Source organism: Ruegeria sp. BE9 (assembly GCF_056538765.1).
Genome location: NZ_JBQFTS010000002.1, coordinates 320,665 through 341,124, shown reverse-complemented (window position 1 = coordinate 341,124; position 20,460 = coordinate 320,665). Strand labels below are relative to the sequence as shown.

The window sequence follows — 20,460 nt, the reverse complement described above, 5'->3', positions numbered from 1 at the left end:
AAAAACACTGTGGCAACAAAAGGGGCTTAGATTTCCTCGACTTCGGTAACACCGTCCAACGACTTGATCGCGCCTTTGATCTCGGGATTGATCGGGAAACTTTGGCCCAGATCCATCTCAACGTCCCCGGGTAGCCCGGGGTCCATCAGGCAGATATGGATCGGTCCCTTCGAGGCCCGTTTCGCCGCGCCGGCGGCATCTTCAAGCACTTTGGCGACCGTTGCCAAAACACCCGGTTCATCGACAAATATCCTCAGCCCGGTCGCACCGGCCTCAGCCACAACCGAGTCTACTGGCCCCACGGAACGCCCCAATAGTTTGAGCTGATCGGATTCCATTGTCGCCTCGGCGCTCAATACCACCTGCGCGCCGGTCTCAAGAAACTCGCGCGATTTCTCGAGCGTTTCTGAAAACAGAGTGACTTCATAAGCGCCGGACGGGTCCGACAGCTGTACAAAAGCGAAACGATTACCCCGCGCAGACTTTCGTTCCTGCCGCCCAGCAACAACACCCGCCATCTTGGCAATGAACGGACCGGAACGCGCCTTTTCCGTAACGTCGTCCAAGGTCATGACCTGCTTACGCTTCAACGCGGGCATGTAGTCATCCAACGGGTGACCCGACAGATAGAAGCCAATCGCCTTGAATTCCTCACTCAGACGTTCTGCCGGCAACCAGTCAGGTGTGGACGATAGACGTGGTTCAGGCAGATCATCCCCTGCCTCTCCGAACAACGAGACCTGGTTCGAGTTCTTCTGTTCGTGGATCGCCGCCGAGTACTGCACCAGCGGATCAAGGCTTTCGAACACACGACGACGGTTCTTATCAAGCTGGTCGAACGCTCCTGCCCGCGCCAGCATCTCAAGCGGACGTTTTCCGACCTTTTTCAGGTCAACCCGACGGGCAAAGTCGAACAAGTTTACGAACGGTTTGTCTCCGCGCCCATCAACTACGAGGTTCATGGCTTCGGCACCCACGTTTTTGAGCGCGCCCAGCGCATACACCAACTGCCCGTCAACCACATCAAACGTGGCCAGAGAGCGGTTCACGCAGGGCGGCACATAAGGTAACTCCAACCCCTTGCGGACTTCTTCGAAATAGGTCGCCAGCTTGTCGGTCAGGTGGATATCGCAGTTCATGACACCCGCCATGAACTCGACCGGGTGGTTCGCCTTCAGCCAGCCAGTTTGATAGCTGACCACCGCGTAGGCAGCGGCGTGGGACTTGTTGAAGCCATAGTTGGCGAATTTCTCGAGCAGGTCGAAAACCTCAGAGGCTTTCTTGGCGTCCACGCCATTCTCACCGGCACCCTTTTCGAATTTCGGGCGTTCGGCGTCCATCGCTTCTTTGATCTTCTTACCCATCGCGCGGCGCAGCAAGTCAGCGCCGCCGAGACTATACCCAGCCATCACCTGAGCGATCTGCATCACCTGTTCCTGATAGACGATAATGCCTTGTGTTTCCTCAAGGATATGGTCGATCAGCGGGTGAACAGAGGTGATCTTGCGCTGACCGTTCTTGACCTCGCAATAGGTCGGGATGTTCTCCATCGGACCCGGACGATAGAGCGCAACAAGGGCAACGATATCCTCGATACAAGTTGGCTTCATGCGTTTGAGCGCATCCATCATGCCCGAGGATTCCACCTGGAACACCGCCACGGTCTTGGCGGCTGAATAGAGCTTGTAAGTCGCTTCGTCATCCAGAGGAATTGCGTTGATCTGGTTCTCAGCCCCATCGGCTGGCTCATAGAGCTCGGTGCCGTCCGCCGCCACATGCAGGGGTCGCCCGGATTTGAAGATCAAATCCATTGCATTCTGGATCACGGTCAGTGTCTTCAGGCCCAGAAAGTCGAACTTCACCAACCCAGCCTGTTCAACCCATTTCATGTTGAACTGGGTTGCGGGCATGTCGGATCGCGGATCCTGATAGAGAGGCACCAGAGCGTCTAGCGGGCGATCTCCGATCACAACACCGGCGGCGTGGGTTGAGGCGTTGCGCAACAGCCCTTCAACCTGCTGGCCATAGGTCAGCAAACGATCGACGACTTCTTCGTTCCGCGCCTCTTCGCGCAGACGCGGCTCGTCTTTCAGCGCCTTCTCGATGGAGACAGGTTTTACACCCTCGACCGGGATCATCTTTGATAGACGGTCCACCTGCCCATAGGGCATCTGCAAAACCCGCCCAATATCACGGACAGCGGCCTTGGATAGCAAGGCACCGAAGGTTATGATCTGCCCCACCTTGTCGCGGCCGTATTTCTGCTGAACGTAACGGATCACCTCTTCGCGGCGATCCATGCAGAAGTCGATATCGAAGTCAGGCATCGAGACCCGCTCGGGGTTCAGAAAGCGTTCGAACAGCAGAGAATAGCGCAGCGGGTCAAGGTCGGTGATCGTCAGCGCATAGGCCACCAGAGAGCCCGCACCCGAGCCCCGCCCCGGCCCCACCGGAATATCTTCGTCTTTTGCCCATTGGATAAAGTCGGCAACGATCAGGAAATAGCCCGGGAAACCCATCCCTTCGATGATGTCGAGCTCAAAGTCCAACCGCTCCTGGTACTCTTCTGGCGTCACCGCATGCGGGATCACGGCAAGACGTTTCTGTAGACCCTCATTAGCGATGCGGCGCAGCTCGGCGACCTCGTCATCCGCGAATTTCGGCAAGATCGGATCACGACGGTAAGCCATAAAGGCGCAGCGTTTGGCGATCTCGACAGTGTTTTCGATCGCTTCGGGCAGATCGGCAAACAGAGTCGCCATTTCCTGCTGAGATTTGAAGTAGTGCTGCGCTGTCAGACGGCGGCGACCGTCCTGTTGGTCGACATATGCCCCTTCAGCGATACAGATCAGCGCATCGTGCGCCTCATACATATCCGTTGTAGGGAAATAGACATCGTTAGTTGCAACCAGCGGCAAGTTTTTGGCGTAGGCCATTTCAACATGGCCGCGCTCGGTCAGGCGTTCGGCCTCAGGCTGCCCACCTTCGCCCGGATGACGCTGGAGTTCGATGTAAAGACGATCCGGGAACATAGTCGCCAGACGGTCTACCAACGCTTCGGCAGCGGGCCGCTGGCCTTGCTGCAGCAACATCCCCACTGGCCCATCCGGTCCGCCGGTCAAACAAATCAAACCATCCGACCGTTCAGTCAGCTCTTCCAAAGTGACCTGCGGCAGTTGCCCGCCTTTATCCACGTAAAGACATGAGCTGAGCTTCATCAGGTTTTCATAGCCCACTTCGGACTGCGCAAGCAGAACCAACGGCGCGGGCATTTTGGGCTTTTCACCGGGTTGCGCCTGCACATAAGTCAGATCGACCTGACAACCCATGATCGGTTGCACTCCGGCCCCGCTGGCCGTCACTGAAAACTCCAGCGCCGAGAACATTGAATTGGTGTCCGTAACCGCTACGGCGGGCATCTCCATTTTCTCGCAGAGCGCGGGCAGCTTTTTCAGCCGCACAGCGCCTTCCAGCAGAGAGTATTCGGTGTGAACGCGGAGGTGAATGAATCGAGGAGTACTGCTCATGTCGCCTACGCTATCCCAGCCGGCGGCGCGGCAAAAGCGGTAACCGCAGCTTTGGAATGCCTAAAAAATCGACGATGATTATTCGGCTTTTCCAGAAGGTGCTTCGGGATTGACCGGGCGTCGCATTCAAAAAGCGCTTTATTTACAAGCGACTACCTCCTACACAAACGCGACACTCACAGGCCGCTCGGGTCTAATGGTGCATCATATAGGCAGTTTTTCTTGCCAGATAAGGCGCGCTGTTTCTAACATCTGACGGCAAGCTATCCGCCCGCCACTCTTTCTACGTCGCATCGAAGGAGGGCACCCAAGGGCGCAACCGGGTAAGGCGACGGGTTTCTCGTATGAATATCACGTTTCTTCTGAACGGAGAGACAGTGGAGCTGGCGGATGTCGATCCGACGGCGACCCTGCTGGACTGGCTGCGCGAGGATCGCGGCCTGACTGGCACCAAGGAAGGCTGCAACGAAGGTGATTGCGGTGCCTGCACTGTCATGGTGACGGACCAGAGCGGCGCCAAAGCGCTGAACTCCTGCATCCTGTTCCTGCCGCAGCTGCATGGCAAAGCAGTGCGAACTGTCGAAGGCGCAAGCGGACCAAACGGCGAAGCGCATCCGGTTCAGCAGGCAATGGTTGACCTGCACGGCTCGCAATGCGGTTTCTGCACTCCCGGCTTTGTCATGTCGATGGTCGCCAGCCACGCGAACGGCGCGACGGATCACGACACCCAGCTTGCCGGCAACCTGTGCCGTTGCACCGGATACGCGCCGATCATCCGCGCAGCTCAGGCCGCTGAGGAACAACCCGTGCCGGTTTGGGTCAAAGACAAACCAGTGGCAACGCCAAGCGCATCACCCATGCTACCCGGCTCGTCTGACGAGTTGGCAAAAGTGTATATCGAAAACCCAGACGCAACACTGGTCGCCGGGGCCACCGACGTGGGGCTTTGGGTCACCAAGCAATTGCGCGATCTTGATCCTGTAATCTTCCTCAACCGCTGCGAGGACCTGCAAGAGATCTCGATCACCGAGGACGAAATTCGCTTTGGCGCTATGGTCGACATGAACCGCATGGGAGAAGCTCTGGCCGATCTTCACCCCTCGTATGCGGAAATGATCCGCCGTTATGCCAGTGTTCAGGTTCGCCACGCAGCGACGGTAGGTGGCAATATTGCCAACGGCTCACCCATCGGAGACAACCCCCCGGCCTTGATCGCCCTTGGCGCAACTCTGCACCTGCGCAAAGGCGACGAACGCCGATCGGTTCCGCTTGAGGAGTTCTTCATCGATTACGGCAAGCAAGACCGCGCTCCGGGTGAGTTCGTCGAGGCCGTCAGCTTCCCCCGTCAGGCCGACCGCCTGAAGGCATACAAGCTCAGCAAACGGTTCGATCAGGATATCTCGGCCGTGTGCGGGTGCTTCAATATCACCGTTTCAGAGAACACCGTAACGCAAGCGCGCATCGCGTTTGGTGGGATGGCAGGCGTTCCAAAACGGGCAACCAACGTCGAGGCCGCATTGGTTGGCAAACCCTGGACACGCGAAACCATTGACGCAGCGATGCCCAAATTTGCCGACGATTTTTCACCACTCACGGACATGCGCGCCTCGGCCACCTATCGTCTGGAAACCGCCAAAGCGATGCTTGAAAGGTACTTTTTTGAAGATCAGGGCGAAGTGACCAACGTATTGGAGGTGTCGGCATGAGCGTGACCAAACCCCTTCCGCACGACGCGGCGCCGCTGCATGTCTCAGGTTCGGCGCGATACGTTGACGACATTCCAACCCCCAAGGGTTCGTTGCATTTGGCTTTTGGGCTGAGCCCGATTGCCAAGGGCAAGATCACGTCGATGGACCTGTCGGCTGTGAAAGAGGCTGAAGGCGTTGCCATGGTGATGACGGCTGAAGATTTGCCCTTCGCAAACGATGTCTCTCCGTCGATCCATGACGAACCGTTACTGTCCGACGGTACAGTGCACTACATCGGTCAGCCCGTATTTCTAGTTGTCGCGACCAGCCATCTGGCCGCCCGTAAGGCCGCGCGTTTGGGCAAGATCGACTATGCCGAAGAAACTCCGATCCTGACGGTCGAAGAGGCGCTGGCAGCCGACAGCCGCTTCGAGGACGGCCCCCGCACCTATGCCAAGGGTGACGCAGACGCGGCCATCGCGAGCGCGACTCACGTGATCGAAGGGTCCTTCGAACTTGGCGGGCAGGAACATTTCTATTTGGAAGGTCAGGCCGCCCTCGCCGTGCCGAATGAAGGCGCGGATATGCTAGTGCACAGCTCGACCCAGCACCCGACCGAGATTCAACACAAAGTGGCCGATGCTCTGGGCGTTCCCATGCATGCCGTCCGGGTTGAAACCCGCCGGATGGGCGGCGGCTTTGGCGGCAAGGAAAGCCAGGGCAACGCTTTGGCGGTGGCCTGCGCAGTGGCGGCCCGGGCTACCGGCAAGGCCTGCAAGATGCGTTATGACCGTGACGATGACATGGTCATCACCGGCAAGCGTCACGCCTTCCGGATTTCCTACAAGGCCGGATTCGATGAGCATGGCCATATTCAGGGTGTCTCGTTCTTGCACCATGTGATCTGCGGTTGGGCGCAGGATTTGTCCCTGCCCGTAGCCGACCGCGCAATGCTGCATTCGGACAACGCGTACTTGCTGCCGAATGCTCGGATCGAGAGCCACCGACTGAAGACCAACACCCAGTCTGCCACTGCATATCGCGGGTTTGGCGGCCCTCAGGGCATGGTGGGTATCGAACGCGTGATGGATCACGCGGCCTATGAATTGGGAATGGACCCGGTCGAACTGCGCCGTCGCAATTACTATGAACCGGCGCACAAGATTGCTGAGGCAGCCCCGGCCGAGAAACCGCTAGGTCACCCCGACCCGCACGAAGACCTGACCAGCCGTGGTGCGGTTGAAATGGGTGATGCACCGGTACGCCCCCTGCCCGCCGGTGGCAATACCACGCCCTATGGCATGGAAGTCAGCGATTTTGAGCTACATGGCATGACCGAGGCACTGCTGAAATCCAGCAACTATGCCGCGCGCAAGGCCGCCATCGAAAAGTGGAACGCCGAGAACAGTGTGATCAAGAAAGGCATCGCCTTCTCTCCGGTCAAGTTCGGGATCTCGTTTACGCTGACCCACCTCAATCAGGCTGGCGCTCTGGTGCATGTGTATCAGGACGGATCGGTTCACCTGAACCATGGCGGCACCGAGATGGGCCAGGGCCTTTTCCAAAAGGTCGCGCAAGTGGCCGCGTCGCGCTTTGGCATTCCGCTCGAGATGGTCAAGATCACGGCGACCGATACCGCGAAGGTGCCCAATACGTCGGCAACGGCAGCGTCCTCAGGCAGTGACCTGAACGGCATGGCCGTGAAAGCTGCCTGTGACACGATCCGCGATCGGATGGCCGAGTATCTGGCTGAACGGCATCAGGCCGATCCTTCGACAGTCACCTTCTCTGACGGCAACGTGTCGGTAGGCGAAGAACGCTATACCTTCGCCGAAGCCGCCGCACTTGCCTATCAGGGGCGTATCAGCCTTTCGGCCACTGGGTTCTATAAAACACCCAAGATTGAATGGGACCGGATCGCCGGACGTGGCCGGCCGTTCTTCTACTTCGCCTACGGCGCTTCGATCACCGAGGTCGCCGTCGATACTCTGACCGGTGAGAACCGCATCCTGCGTACCGATATCCTGCACGACGCAGGAGCTTCGTTGAACCCAGCCTTGGACATCGGGCAGGTCGAAGGTGGCTACGTTCAGGGTGCAGGATGGCTAACGACCGAGGAACTGGTCTGGGATGGCAAGGGCAATCTGCGCACACATGCGCCATCGACCTATAAAATCCCTGCCTGCTCGGATCGGCCCGACATCTTCACCGTCGCACTTTGGGACGGTGAGAACCGCGAGGACACGATCTATCGCTCGAAAGCAGTAGGGGAGCCGCCCTTTATGCTAGGAATCTCTGCCTGGCTAGCGCTGTCCAACGCGGTGGCAGCTTGCGGGGACAGTTATCCGGCACTGGATGCGCCCGCCACGGCCGAAGAGGTCTGGCACGGTGTCCAGCGGATGAAGGGAGGCATCTGATGGGATTTGATCGAGAGGCTTTGAGGGAGGCGGTCAAAACCCACGGGAAAGTCACCCGGGTTGTCATCGCTGCGATTAAGGGGTCTTCCCCGCGCGAAGTCGGTGCCGCAATGCTGGTTTGGGAGGACGGGCAAAGCGGAACAATCGGAGGCGGCACGCTGGAATATCAAGCTGCCGAAGCTGCCAGACAGCAAACCATGGAACACCGCCTGACACATCACGCACTCGGTCCGGACATGGGCCAGTGCTGCGGCGGGGCCGTTTCACTATTCAGCGAGGTTTATGATCTCAAGACGGTTGATGCGCTAGACGACACGGTCATCGCGCGATCTGCCACAGAAGGTGAAATGCCCCTTTCCGTCAAACGTTTGCTGGCAACCGCGCGGGGTCAAGGGATTGCACCCGAACCGCAACTAGTCGAAGGCTGGCTGGTTGAGCCTGTCCACAAACCAACACGGAACCTCTGGATCTGGGGCGCAGGTCATGTCGGACGTGCACTGGTGGACGTTCTGTCCCCCCTACCCGACATCGCGATCACCTGGGTCGACACCGGGCCTGAACGCTTTCCAGCCTTGGTCCCAGCTGGTGTAACAACAGTTCCAGCAGCCAAACCAGCTGAGTTGGTACGTCATGCACCGCCAAATGCCGAGCACCTTGTGCTTACTTATTCACACAATCTGGACTTAGAGCTGTGCAACCGGCTGCTTTCGCATGATTTTGGGTTTGCGGGGCTGATCGGCTCGGCTACGAAATGGGCGCGATTCCGGTCGCGGCTGGCGAACCTTGGGCATACACCCGAACGGATCAGCCGGATCACCTGCCCGATTGGTGACCCAACGCTGGGCAAACACCCGCAAATGATCGCCGTTGGCGTCGCAGCCGAATTGCTGCGCCCCACCCGGCAGAACGAATTGAAGAAGGACCTGAGCGCGTGACCACTCCACTGCTAAGCTTACAAGGGCTAACCAAAGCCTATCCCGGCGTCGTGGCCAATGATCAGGTGTCCTTTGACATCGGTGAAGGTGAGGTCCACGCACTTCTGGGAGAAAACGGCGCGGGAAAATCCACGCTGGTGAAAATGATTTATGGCCTGGTGAAACCCGACAGCGGCACAATGTTGCTGCGCGGACAGACCTTTGCCCCACCGGAGCCCCGCGCAGCACGCGCTGACGGGATCGCGATGGTGTTCCAGCACTTCTCGCTCTTCGACGCGCTGAATGTGGCCGAGAACATCGCCTTGGGGATGGAGAACCCGCCCGCAATGGGTGATCTGGCCTCTCGTATTCGCGAAGTGTCCGAGACGTACGGCCTGCCACTGGATCCTTACCGAACGGTTGGCGATCTGTCCGCTGGTGAGCGTCAGCGGGTCGAGATCATCCGCTGCCTGCTGCAAGACCCCAAACTGTTGATCATGGATGAACCGACCTCGGTTCTGACCCCGCAAGAGGTCGATATCCTGTTTGAAACGCTGAATAAGTTGCGGTCCGAAGGCACCTCGATCCTCTATATCTCGCACAAGTTGGAAGAGATCCGTACCCTTTGTGACCACGCTACGATCCTGCGTCTAGGCAAGAATGTAGGCGAATGCGTACCGGCCGAGACCTCGGCACGGGATATGGCCGAGATGATGGTGGGTTCGACGTTGCAAACTCCGGAACGTTCCGGCCGTGAGTTCGGGGATGTCGCGCTAGACGTCAGTGGGCTGTCTGTGCCGTCCCCTTCGGAATTCGGCACTGCTCTGCGCAATGTTCACATGACCGTTCGCAAAGGCGAAGTTCTGGGCATCGGCGGCGTCGCAGGCAACGGGCAAGATGAACTGCTGGGTGTGTTGTCAGGTGAAATTCTGACCACTGCGGATGCCATCAAGTTCAACGGTCAGCGCATAGGCAAACTGGGCCCAACTGCGCGGCGTAAGCTGGGCGTACTGACCGCGCCCGAGGAACGTCTGGGTCACGCGGCAGCACCGGATATGAGCCTCACCGAGAACGCTTTGTTGACCGGATCGGTTCGCGAAGGATTGGAAAGCAATGGCTTCCTGAAGTGGAACGAAACCAAGAGCTTCGCCGAAAAAATCATCAGTGATTTCGACGTCCGCACGCCGGGGCCAGAGAACGCTGCTCGGTCGTTGTCTGGCGGCAACCTGCAGAAATTCGTGATCGGTCGCGAAGTTCTGCAAAACCCTGATGTTCTGGTTGTGAACCAGCCCACTTGGGGGGTGGATGCGGCAGCTGCGGCATCTATCCGACAAGCCATTCTGGATCTGGCGGCCAAGGGAACAGCGGTGATTTGCATCTCGCAGGACCTCGATGAACTGATGGAAATCTCAGACAGCTTCGCGGCCCTGAACGAAGGTCGCCTGAGCGCCCCACGCCCGACCACGGGCCTGACAGTCGATGAGATCGGCCTGATGATGGGCGGCGCGCATGGCATGGAGGTGGCCCATGTCTAAACAGTTACAAGAAAATAGAAATACGGGGGAATGAGCAGATGATAGTGTTGGAGAAACGGCCTCAGCCGTCCAAGGCGTGGTCTTATGCCACCCCTCTGGTCGCGGTGCTGGCGACGATGGTATTCGGCGGCATTCTGTTTGCTATTCTTGGCAAAAACCCGATCGAAGCAATTGGCACCATTTTCTGGGAACCTCTGTTTGGTGAGTTCGCCTTTTATTACCGTCCGCAGTTGCTGGTGAAAGGCGCGCCACTGGTGTTGATAGCCATCGGTCTATCGTTGGGCTTTAGGGCAGGTATCTGGAATATCGGCGCCGAAGGTCAGTACATCATGGGTGCCATCTTTGGTGCCGGTGCTGGTCTGGCCTTCTATCCTCTGGACGCCTTCTACATCTTTCCGATCATGGTGATCGCTGGCGCGTTCGGCGGTTGGCTGTGGGCGATGATCCCAGCTTTTCTAAAGGTTCGCTTTGGCACCAACGAAATCCTTGTGTCCCTGATGCTGGTTTACGTGGCCGAGCAGATGCTGGCATCGGTTTCCCTTGGCCTGCTGAAAAACCCCGAAGGTTTCGGCTTTCCCGGCTCTCGCAACCTACAATCTTACGACAGCGCTCATAACGCCGAACTGATTGCAGGATCAGGCATGCACTGGGGTGTTGTTACCGCCCTGATCGCAGTGATCTTTGCCTACGTTCTGTTGAACCGTCACATGCTTGGCTTCCACATCCGTCTGACGGGCGAGGCGCCACGTGCAGCCAAGTTCGCGGGTGTGAACCCTGCCCGACTGATCCTGTTCTGCCTCGGCCTGTCTGGCGCACTGGCAGGGCTTGCGGGGATGTTCGAAGTCTCAGGCCCTTCGGGCGTGGTCAGCATCGACTTTAACGTCGGTTACGGCTTTACCGCGATTATCGTGGCCTTCCTTGGCCGCCTGCATCCGGTGGGGATCCTGCTGGCCGGTGGGCTGATGGCCCTGACTTACATCGGCGGAGAAATTGCACAGTCTCAGCTGGGCTTGCCTGCCGCTGCCATTCAGGTGTTCCAGGGAATGCTCCTGTTCTTCCTGCTGGCATTCGATCTTTTGACAAACTACCGCATCCGTGCGGCCCGTAGCGAGGTAGCGTGATATGGACCTTGGTGAAATTAACCCCGTCCTTCTGGTCGCCTCTTTGATGGTGGCCGCAACCCCCCTGCTTCTGGCCGCGATTGGAGAACTGGTCGTCGAAAAAGCGGGCGTTCTGAACCTCGGTGTTGAGGGTATGATGATCGTCGGAGCGATCAGCGGCTTTGCGATCTCGGTCGAGACTGGCTCGCCTTGGCTGGGCTTTGTTGCCGCCGCGATTGGTGGTGCAGTACTTTCCTTGCTGTTCGTTCTGCTGACGCAGTTCGCACTAGCAAACCAAGTGGCAAGTGGCCTTGCCCTGACACTGTTCGGTCTCGGTTTCAGTGCCTTGTTGGGTCAAAGCTATGTCGGGATCAAACCACCTAGCATGGGCGACATCCACATCCCTTTGATCAGTGATATTCCGGTAATCGGGCCGATCCTGTTCCAGCATGATCCAATCCTGTACCTCGGAATCGCCCTGACCGCAGTTGTGTGGGCCACGTTGAAATACACCCGCGTTGGCTTGATCCTGCGCGCGGTGGGAGAGAACCACGATGCTGCACACGCTTTGGGCTATAAGGTCATCAAAATCCGCATCCTTGCGATCCTGTTTGGGGGCGCCTGCGCCGGACTGGGCGGTGCCTACATCAGCCTGATCCGTGTCCCTCAGTGGACCGAAGGCATGACCGCTGGTGTCGGTTGGATTGCTCTTGCGCTGGTCGTGTTCGCCAGCTGGAAACCATGGCGCGTTTTGCTGGGTGCCTATTTGTTCGGCGGCATCACAGTGTTGCAGCTTAATTTGCAGGCGGCGGGCGTTGCCATTCCTGTCGAGTATCTGGCAATGTCGCCCTACATCATCACGATCCTTGTGCTTGTGATCCTTTCGGCCGACAAGAGCAGCGCACCTGCCTCACTGGGCCGGACCTTCCACGCCTCACACTAGGGGCCAACTGAACCAACTTGGGGAGTAACCTATGAAATTCACAACACTTCTGGCGAGCGCCGCCATGGCGCTGGGTCTGGCCTCTGGGGCCATGGCCGAAGACAAAACCAAAGTCGGTTTCGTCTATGTCGGCCCGGTGGGTGACGGCGGATGGACCTATGAACACAACAAGGGCCGCCTGGCCGTTGAAGAAGCTTTCGGCGACAAGGTTGAAACTGTCTTCGTTGAGTCGGTGCCCGAAGGCCCGGACGCTGAGCGCGTGATGACCCAGATGGCGCTGGAAGGCGCTGATCTGATCTTCACTACATCGTTCGGCTACATGGACCCGACCATCAACGTGGCCAAGAAGTTCCCGAACGTGAAGTTCGAGCACGCAACTGGCTACAAAACTGCTGACAACGTCTCGGTGTACTCGGCTCGCTTCTATGAAGGTCGCGCCGTTCAGGGTCACATCGCGGGTAAGATGACAAAGTCGAACATCATCGGTTACATCGGCTCGTACCCGATTCCCGAAGTTATCCGCGGCATCAACTCGGCCTATATCCACGCCAAAAAGGTGAACCCGGATGTCGAGTTCAAGATCATCTGGGCCTACACTTGGTTTGATCCCGCGAAAGAAGCCGATGCTGCCAGCGTTCTGATCGAACAAGGTGCCGACGTGATCCTGCAGCACACCGACTCGACCGCGCCGCAGGCTGCCGCGCAAGAGGCCGGCAACGTTGTAACCTTTGGCCAAGCTTCGGACATGAGCGAATACGCTCCGTTCCCGCGCGTCTCGTCGATCATTGACGATTGGGCTCCCTACTACATTGCACGGACCCAGGCTGTAATGGACGGAACATGGGAAAGCGCCAACACATGGGATGGCATCCGGGAAGGCATGGTCGCAATCGGTGAGATCTCGGACGCTGTTCCGGCCGATGTCAAAGAAGAAGCTCTGGCACTGAAGGCTGCCATGGCCGCAGGTGAATACCACCCCTTCACTGGCCCTCTGAAAAAGCAGGACGGTAGTGACTGGCTGGCCGAAGGTGAAACCGCAGACGACGGTACACTGGCGGGCATGAACTTCTATGTCGAAGGACTGGAAGGCGAAATCCCGCAGTAAGGTTAAAACCGATCAATAGGAATTGGCCCGCATTGTTTGCGGGCCTTTTTTGTTTCAGGCGTCAGACATCTCAACACTAGTCACGAGATGTCACCCGAGACCCTTCAAAGCGCGGTACAACAATCTGTTGCACCTGGAAGAAAAGAATGAAGACCCAGCATCATCCGCTGCCTGCAGCTGAAAAACACCAAACCCGGCAATGATACAGCCCAATTCCGTAGCCAGTTCGTGTGCTTCATATCCGCCGGGAACATCGCCTTCCAAAACTGAAAGCCGCGCATGCATAAGTTCATGTGCCAGCAGATTGATGAGCTGAACAGGCCTGTGCATTTCCTCTGGGTCGTACCAAATGACCGATACTCCCTCCCCCTGTAGATATGTCCCCGCGACCTCGCCTAAGGACTGGTACGTGTGATTGTACTCGACGGACGGCACATCCAACGGCTTTAGCTCGACCGGGTCGAAAAACGCCATATGACGTTTGATATCTTCAAGCACCGCTTTCGCGGTCCCCTCATCGTGACCACCAGGTGCCGAAAGGAACACATTGGCTGGCACAATCGTGTTCGACGGAGGTTTGAACCTCTCGTCGAACCATTCAAAACACTCCTAAATCCATACAGCCAGGTCTTCTGACAACAACGGACGAGGTCAAAACATGTTCATGTTTATCAGTGCCCGCTTAGCACCAGTGTATTCACCGGCATCAGGATCAGTCGCAAACGCAGGCCCGCAGCATGGACGACCCCAATAGTGTCTACAACGTGCAGGAAAGCGGCTTCCCAGAACCCGAGGTCTTCGTGCTCCAGTCGCTCGTGATTGTCAGTGTAGACGTTCGCGAGGCAGTTACTTCCCGGCGGAATGTCATCAGCCATCCCTTTGTACAGCGGCTCAAAATATACCAGAATCGAGCCGGGATTATTGTTGGACTGAACGTCCCGCAGCTCATCCGAAGGCCGGATTTGACCAGATGGGATCACGTCCTGAACCTGAACCACAACCACTGGAATTACGGTGAACGGTTTGGTCATGCACCCGAGCTCACCTATCATACCGGGCTTGATGACCTGCGCGGAAAGCTGGGTGAACGCAGCCTGGAAACGATCATGTCCGGAAACAGATGGAACCAGTATCCCTGCCGGGCGCAAAAGCGGGCTGACATAGTCGCCAACCTGCAGGCCGAACTGTTCAATGCGACCGGTGACGCCTGCTGTGATGACGGTTTTGTCCAATTCGGTCAGAGCAGCATCCAATTGCGCACTCGCGCTGGCCAATTGGGCCGGGATCAGTTCTTCGATCTGTTGGATGACAGCTGCCCTCTGTGACTCAGCAGCCTTAAGCTTTGCTTCACGCTCTGCCACCAAGTTTTCCAGCCGATCAATCTCGGCCAACCTAACGGCGCTGGACCCTTCGTCGCGCAGCGTGGTGTTGCGCTCAAGGTCTTCGAGCGATTGATCCAACGCAGCCCGAGCTCCGGCTATCCCTGCCTCAGCCTCTGCCAGATCGGTCTCGGCTACTTTCAACGAGGCCTGAACCTGTGCAATCCCGGCATGCGCAGCCTCGACCATCGCCGTCTGGGTAAAATCTTCGATCCGAAAGATAGGCTGTCCGGAAACAACCTGCTGGTTGTTGGTCACATAAACCTCGGACACACGCCCCCCCAACTGTGGCAAGATCGTCACAGTGCGGAAGTACGATGCAGCCGTCTTGCTGGCCGGGTGGAAGTAGAACAACGTCGTAATCACGGTCAGCGCCAGAATGGCACAGGTTGTCAGGCCCCAGCGCAGTTCATACCACATGGTAAACAGCGTGATCTCATGCCCAATTCTCTTGCCCTGCACGAAACGACGGAACAGGTAATCCGGCAGCACTGTCACCAGCGCGCACATCAATGTCTCAAGCATAATTTACTGCTCCTGCTGCGCTGTAGGTTCTGTTAGTTCAGCCGCAGGGACCTCGGTTTGCTGCTTACCCAAAGATCGGATCGCATCCGCTATGGCACGCAACGGAGCAGCGATATCCGGGAACTGGAACCCGGCCACAAGAATGGCCGCAACCCAAAACAAACCGTTATGGGTGAACAAAGCCAACAAGGCCAGAATGCCAACCAGTTGGAACTGAGGATGGTTGGATTCATGCGCGATTTTTTCGGGGATCGAGTGCAGGGTGAAATACCCCACACCGATCAGGATGATAACGCCGACGGTAAAGACAATCATGAAAGTTAAAAGAAAATCACTGCCGTCCGCTTGAGTCACGTAGGACGGAATATGTCCTGTGGCCATTGGGTGTAATTCTGCCGTGCTCACCCTGCCCTCCTGTTTCTGTTTGATACGTGTTTGGATGGGTTGATGCGTAAATTCAAGCCTGCTTAAAGTTCCCGTCAGATTTCAAAGGCATCCACTTCTTGAACAAGGCACGGGCCAATAGGGGAAACATGATAGATTTTCTGATCATCGGCGGCGGAATCGCTGGTCTTAGCGCCGGCGCGCGCCTGTCCCGTCACGGAAACGTGACCGTACTCGAGGCTGAGGACGCGCTGGGTTATCACGCGTCTGGCCGATCTGCTGCCTTGTTCGAAGAGAGTTATGGCCCGCCTTCGGTTGTAGCACTCAACAAAGCAAGCGCAGACTTTCTAAAGACTGAAAACGGAGGCTACCTTACGCCGCGCGGTCTGATGTTGGTGGGTCGCAAGGATCAGGAAACAGATTTTGAACGGGATGTTGCTGATCTGAATATGCAGACGATCCCAACGACCGAAGCGATGGCCCGCATACCGATCCTGAACTCTGAAACTCTGGGTTTCACAGCTGTTAGCGATGCGGCATTCGACATTGATACCGACAGATTGTTGCAGGACTTTGCGCGTATCATTCGAAAGAATGGCGGAGAGGTTCTGACCAAATCCAAAGTCACCTCAATTCGAAAAGACAACCATTGGATTGTCGAAGCCGGTCGTGATTTTGAAGCCCGAACCCTGATCAACGCCGCCGGTGCCTGGGTTGATGAAGTCGCAACGCTGGCGGGTATTGCGCCAATTGGCATCATCCCCAAACGCAGGTCGATGGCCCGGCTCCCGGCTCCTGGCGGGCACGACGTCAGGGGGTGGCCCATGATGCTGGGCGTAGCCGAAGCGTGGTACGCCAAGCCCGATGCTGGCAAACTGCTGGTTTCCCCTTCCGAGGCTGACCCAGTGCAACCGCACGATGCCTTTGCCGATGATATGGTTCTGGCCGAAGGATTGGCGCGATACGAAGAAATGGTCAACGAACCCGTAACAAGGGTTGAGTCGAACTGGGCCGGATTGCGTAGCTTTGCGCCCGACGGAACGCTCGTGCTTGGGCGTGATCCCTTTGAGCCCTCGTTCATCTGGGCTGCCGGACAGGGCGGGTACGGTTTTCAGACCTCGCCGGCTGCATCGCAACTGGTCGCGGACCTGGTGACCGGTTCGAAACCCGAGTTCGATGCCGAAATCATTACAGCCCTCAGCCCGGAAAGGTTACGATGATGACCAAACGATCTCTGCCTTCAAATGCCAGCGTCGCCACCGAAGGGCATGACGGTCGGCTGATCGCGCCTGCGGCAATCCGCAACACCGAGGTGCTGTGTGAGCTGCTGGGGCAATGGGCTCCTGAGGAGGGCCACGCACTCGAGATCGCCAGCGGAACCGGCCAGCATGTCAGCGCCTTTGCTCGCACTCTGCCTGAACTTTACTGGCAACCCACCGAGGTAAAAGCCGACCGCCGTGCCAGCATCAACGCCTATGCTGCTGACCTAGCCAACGTCACCAACGCCGTGCAACTGGATGCAACGGCAAGGGGGTGGCATGAGAGCTTTAGCGATCAAGACCTGATCGTTCTTATCAACTTGTTGCACCTGATCAGTTGGCCGGAAACAGAAGTTTTGATTACCGAGGCTGCGCTGGCGTTGGCTCCACAAGGCCGATTTATCATTTACGGACCGTTCAAGCGGTCGGGTCTCTTAACGAGTGACGGCGACCAAAGGTTCCACGACGCACTGGTTCAGCAGGATGCAGAGATTGGGTACAAGAACGATACTGACATCGCCGAAGTGCTGGCAGCCCAGAACCTGTCTGTCGTTGGACTTATCGACATGCCTGCGAATAATCTGGCATTTGTCGCAGAAAAGAATGCCATCTGATCAAGATCAAGGCCCAGAATAGCGCAACAGAACATATTCCATTTATTAAATGTTAAATGGAATGATGAGATGAGCTGGCAAGACAAAATCCAAAATACTCGAAAAGGTCTGCGCAACCTGAACGGCGCTTTACCAGACACCACGCGTGCATTCGGTGCACTTGGCGCAGCTGTAAAACAAGGGGGTGAGCTGGACTACAAAACCAAGGAGTTCATCGCGCTGGGGATGTCCATTGCAATCCGCTGCGAACCTTGCATCACCCTTCACACCGAAGCTTTGATCAAAGCCGGGGCATCCCGGGAGGAGTTTTCGGATGTACTGGCAATGGCCATACAGATGGGCGGAGGTCCATCAATGATGTACGCAGCCAAAGCGTTGGAGTGCTACGATGCATTGGCCGCCTAACCCCGCAAAATCAAAAGGCCCCGGAAACATCCGGGGCCTTTGTACATTTAGCCGTCCTTGCGGATGGTTTCGTTTTTCGGGTCGTAGGGGCTGTCGCAGGTGACGACCGCATCCCACAGTTTGTCCTGAATTTTGACCTTCAGCTTGGTGCCTTCGACCGCCAGCTCGGGCTTCACATAGCCCATGCCGATGGATTTCTCGAACGCCACCGAGTAACCGCCCGAGGTCAGACGACCAACGCGTTCACCTTCCGGTGTGTACAGCGCCTCGCGGCCCCACGGATCGGCATCGTCCGGTCCGTCGATCAGCAAGGTGCAGCACTTAAAGCGTACGCCGGTCTCTTCCAGCTTGGCCTTGCCGTAGAAGTCTTTCGACAGATCGACAAAGCGCGGCAGGTCGGCTTCCAGCGGGGTTGCGTCGCGGCCAAGTTCAGTACCAAACGCACGATAGGATTTCTCCTGACGCAGCCAGTTCTGAGCGCGCGCACCGACCAGCTTCATACCGTGCTTCTCACCGGCTTTTTCCAGCAGGTCGAACAGGTAGTTCTGCATCTCGATCGGGTGGTGCAGTTCCCAGCCCAGCTCACCGGTATAGGCCACGCGGATCGCGTTGACCGGGCACATGCCCAGTTCGATCTGGCGGGCCGACAACCACGGGAAGCGCTTGTTGGACAGTGCGGTTTCCGGATCAGCGTCTTTGATGACCTCTTTCAGGACGTCACGCGACTTCGGTCCGGCGATGGCGAAGACGCCCCACTGGGTGGTCACGTCCTGGATCTCGATGTAACCGAACTCCTCCATCTTGTCCTCGGCCGCCTTACGCAGGTAGTCGGCGTCGTACTCGGTCCAAGCACCGGCAGAGACGATGTAGTAGTTGTTCTCGCCGTTGCGGACGATGGTGTATTCGGTACGGGTGGTGCCGTGCGAAGTCAGCGCGTAGGTCAGGTTGATACGACCGACCTTGGGCAGCTTGTTGCAGGTGAACCAATCCAGGAACTGGGTCGCACCGGGGCCTTTTACGACGTGCTTGGTGAAGGCTGATGCGTCGATCAGGCCAACGCCTTCGCGTACTGCTTTGGCTTCTTCGACGGCATACTGCCACCAACCACCACGGCGGAACGAACGGCTTTCTTTGTCGAAGTTATCAGGTGCATCGACGGGGCCGAAATAGTTCGGACGTTCCCAGCCATTGACCCAGCCGAACTGTGCGCCACGTGCTTTCTGACGCTCATAAGCTGGAACGGTCCGCAGCGGACGGCAGGCTTCACGTTCTTCATCCGGGTGGTGCAGGATGTAGACATGCTCATAGCACTCTTCGTTCTTGCGGGCTGCGAACTCGGTGGTCATCCAGTTGGACGAGTAACGCTTGGGGTCCAGCGATGCCATGTCGATCTCGGCTTCACCATCGACCATCATCTGCGCCAGGTAGTAGCCGGTGCCGCCTGCAGCAGTGATACCGAAGCTGAAGCCTTCGGCCAGCCACATGTTGCGCAGACCCGGAGCCGGGCCAACCAGCGGGTTGCCGTCAGGGGTATAACAGATCGGTCCGTTGAAATCGTCTTTCAGGCCGGATTCGGCGCAGGACGGAACGCGCTCGGTCATTGCCATGTACTGTTCAGCAATCCGGTCCAGATCCAATGGGAACAGGTCGGCGCGGAAGCTGTCCGGCACACCATATTCAAAACGCGCAGGGGCACCGTGCTCATAGATACCCAGGATCCATCCGCCTCGCTCTTCACGGGCATAGGATTCTTTGTCCGCGTCACGGACAACGGGGTGCTCGGGGTTGCCTGCTTCACGCCATTTGACCAGTTCAGGGTCTTTGTCCATGACGATAAAGGTGTGCTCGACCGGGATGGCAGGCATCTTGATACCCAGCATCTTGGCGGTGCGCTGAGCGTGGTTGCCCGATGCGGTCACAACGTGCTCGGCAGTGATGACGACCTGTTCGTCAGAAGGAACAAGGTTACCGCCCTGCTCAACCATCTTGGTACAAGTGACTTCCCAGTGGGTGCCGTTCCAATGGAAGGCATCGGCCTGCATCTTACGAACGATATCAACACCGCGCTGACGGGCACCTTTGGCCATCGCTTGGGTCACGTCGGCAGGGTTAATATAGCCGTCTTCGGTGTGATAGATCGCACCCTTCAGGTCCGAAGTCTCGATCAGCGGCCAACGCTCTTTGATCTGGTCCGGTGTCAGCCATTCGTAGGCAACGTCACAGGTTTCAGCCGTGGACGCGTAGAGCATGTATTCGTCCATACGCTCTTGCGTCTGCGCCATACGCAGGTTGCCGACAACCGCGAAACCCGCGTTCAGTCCGGTCTCTTCTTCAAGCTGTTTGTAGAAATCAACCGAGTACTTGTGGATATGGGTTGTCGCGTAGGACATGTTGAACAGCGGCAGCAGGCCCGCCGCGTGCCATGTCGAACCGGACGTCAGCTCGTCCCGCTCGATCAGCATCACATCGTCCCAGCCTGCTTTGGCAAGGTGGTACGCAATCGATGTTCCGATGGCGCCACCGCCAACGACCAGTGCTTTGACTTGGGTTTTCATAGCCGGGTGTCTCCCCTTGGAATCTGTTGCAACCATATGGCGCAATTGCCCAGCCCATCGCGACATTCATCCGACCAGTGATATAAAAAAAACGACCCGCGCATGGCGCA

The 20,460-nt window shown here is 57.4% G+C and carries 15 protein-coding genes; 10 read left to right on the top strand and 5 right to left on the bottom strand.

From position 1 onward, the window contains the following. Positions 1-26: 26 nt before the first annotated feature. On the bottom strand, positions 27-3,527 hold the full coding sequence (dnaE, locus tag ACR0EO_RS08265; protein WP_480688801.1) for a DNA polymerase III subunit alpha: 3,501 nt from the start codon (positions 3,525-3,527) through the stop codon (positions 27-29). A 344-nt stretch (positions 3,528-3,871) separates the two neighbouring features. Here dnaE and xdhA point away from each other — a divergent pair, with 344 nt between their 5' ends. From xdhA to ACR0EO_RS08230, 7 genes are read left to right on the top strand one after another with little or no spacing between them, the layout of a single operon-like run. After that, on the top strand, positions 3,872-5,233 hold the full coding sequence (xdhA, locus tag ACR0EO_RS08260; protein WP_480688799.1) for a xanthine dehydrogenase small subunit: 1,362 nt from the start codon (positions 3,872-3,874) through the stop codon (positions 5,231-5,233). Next, on the top strand, positions 5,230-7,632 hold the full coding sequence (gene xdhB / locus ACR0EO_RS08255; RefSeq protein WP_480688797.1) for a xanthine dehydrogenase molybdopterin binding subunit: 2,403 nt from the start codon (positions 5,230-5,232) through the stop codon (positions 7,630-7,632). Before xdhA ends, xdhB begins: the two co-directional genes overlap by 4 nt. Then, positions 7,632-8,567, top strand: coding sequence for a xanthine dehydrogenase accessory protein XdhC (gene xdhC, locus ACR0EO_RS08250; RefSeq protein WP_480688795.1), 936 nt, complete (start codon positions 7,632-7,634; stop codon positions 8,565-8,567). The genes xdhB and xdhC overlap by 1 nt, the downstream gene beginning before the upstream one ends. Next, positions 8,564-10,081, top strand: a complete 1,518-nt coding sequence (locus tag ACR0EO_RS08245; RefSeq protein WP_480688793.1) for an ABC transporter ATP-binding protein — start codon at positions 8,564-8,566, stop codon at positions 10,079-10,081. Before xdhC ends, ACR0EO_RS08245 begins: the two co-directional genes overlap by 4 nt. 38 nt (positions 10,082-10,119) lie before the next feature. Further along, a complete protein-coding gene (locus ACR0EO_RS08240; RefSeq protein ID WP_475158386.1) occupies positions 10,120-11,202 on the top strand; it encodes an ABC transporter permease in 1,083 nt (360 codons plus the stop codon). A gap of 1 nt (position 11,203) precedes the next feature. After that, positions 11,204-12,124 carry an ABC transporter permease gene (locus ACR0EO_RS08235; RefSeq protein WP_480688791.1) on the top strand — a complete coding sequence of 307 codons (921 nt, stop codon included), beginning with the start codon at positions 11,204-11,206 and terminating at the stop codon, positions 12,122-12,124. Between the two features lie 31 nt (positions 12,125-12,155). Further along, positions 12,156-13,229, top strand: a complete 1,074-nt coding sequence (locus tag ACR0EO_RS08230) for a BMP family ABC transporter substrate-binding protein (protein ID WP_480688789.1) — start codon at positions 12,156-12,158, stop codon at positions 13,227-13,229. 90 nt (positions 13,230-13,319) lie between these two features. Here the strand turns inward: ACR0EO_RS08230 and ACR0EO_RS08225 are convergent, their stop codons facing one another. The 3 genes from ACR0EO_RS08225 to ACR0EO_RS08215 all read right to left on the bottom strand — a co-directional run bounded on the left by ACR0EO_RS08225 (position 13,320) and on the right by ACR0EO_RS08215 (position 15,514). After that, positions 13,320-13,787 (bottom strand): hypothetical protein, encoded by a 468-nt coding sequence (locus ACR0EO_RS08225; protein WP_480688787.1) that lies wholly within the window; start codon positions 13,785-13,787, stop codon positions 13,320-13,322. Positions 13,788-13,900: 113 nt separating this feature from the next. Then, entirely contained in the window at positions 13,901-15,133 is a 1,233-nt protein-coding gene (locus tag ACR0EO_RS08220; RefSeq protein WP_480688785.1) for an HlyD family secretion protein, read from the bottom strand. Positions 15,134-15,136: 3 nt separating this feature from the next. Further along, on the bottom strand, positions 15,137-15,514 hold the full coding sequence (locus ACR0EO_RS08215; protein WP_480689744.1) for a hypothetical protein: 378 nt from the start codon (positions 15,512-15,514) through the stop codon (positions 15,137-15,139). A gap of 152 nt (positions 15,515-15,666) precedes the next feature. Between ACR0EO_RS08215 and ACR0EO_RS08210 the strand changes: the two genes are divergently transcribed. The 3 genes from ACR0EO_RS08210 (at position 15,667) to ACR0EO_RS08200 (ending at position 17,795) form a co-directional block, all read left to right on the top strand. Next, positions 15,667-16,737: an NAD(P)/FAD-dependent oxidoreductase gene (locus ACR0EO_RS08210; RefSeq protein ID WP_480688783.1), complete on the top strand. Its 1,071-nt coding sequence runs from the start codon at positions 15,667-15,669 to the stop codon at positions 16,735-16,737. Next, entirely contained in the window at positions 16,737-17,390 is a 654-nt protein-coding gene (locus ACR0EO_RS08205; protein ID WP_480688781.1) for a DUF938 domain-containing protein, read from the top strand. Before ACR0EO_RS08210 ends, ACR0EO_RS08205 begins: the two co-directional genes overlap by 1 nt. A gap of 69 nt (positions 17,391-17,459) precedes the next feature. After that, on the top strand, positions 17,460-17,795 hold the full coding sequence (locus ACR0EO_RS08200; protein ID WP_480688779.1) for a carboxymuconolactone decarboxylase family protein: 336 nt from the start codon (positions 17,460-17,462) through the stop codon (positions 17,793-17,795). A 47-nt stretch (positions 17,796-17,842) separates the two neighbouring features. Here the strand turns inward: ACR0EO_RS08200 and ACR0EO_RS08195 are convergent, their stop codons facing one another. Then, positions 17,843-20,350: a GcvT family protein gene (locus tag ACR0EO_RS08195; protein ID WP_480688777.1), complete on the bottom strand. Its 2,508-nt coding sequence runs from the start codon at positions 20,348-20,350 to the stop codon at positions 17,843-17,845. Positions 20,351-20,460: the final 110 nt, after the last annotated feature.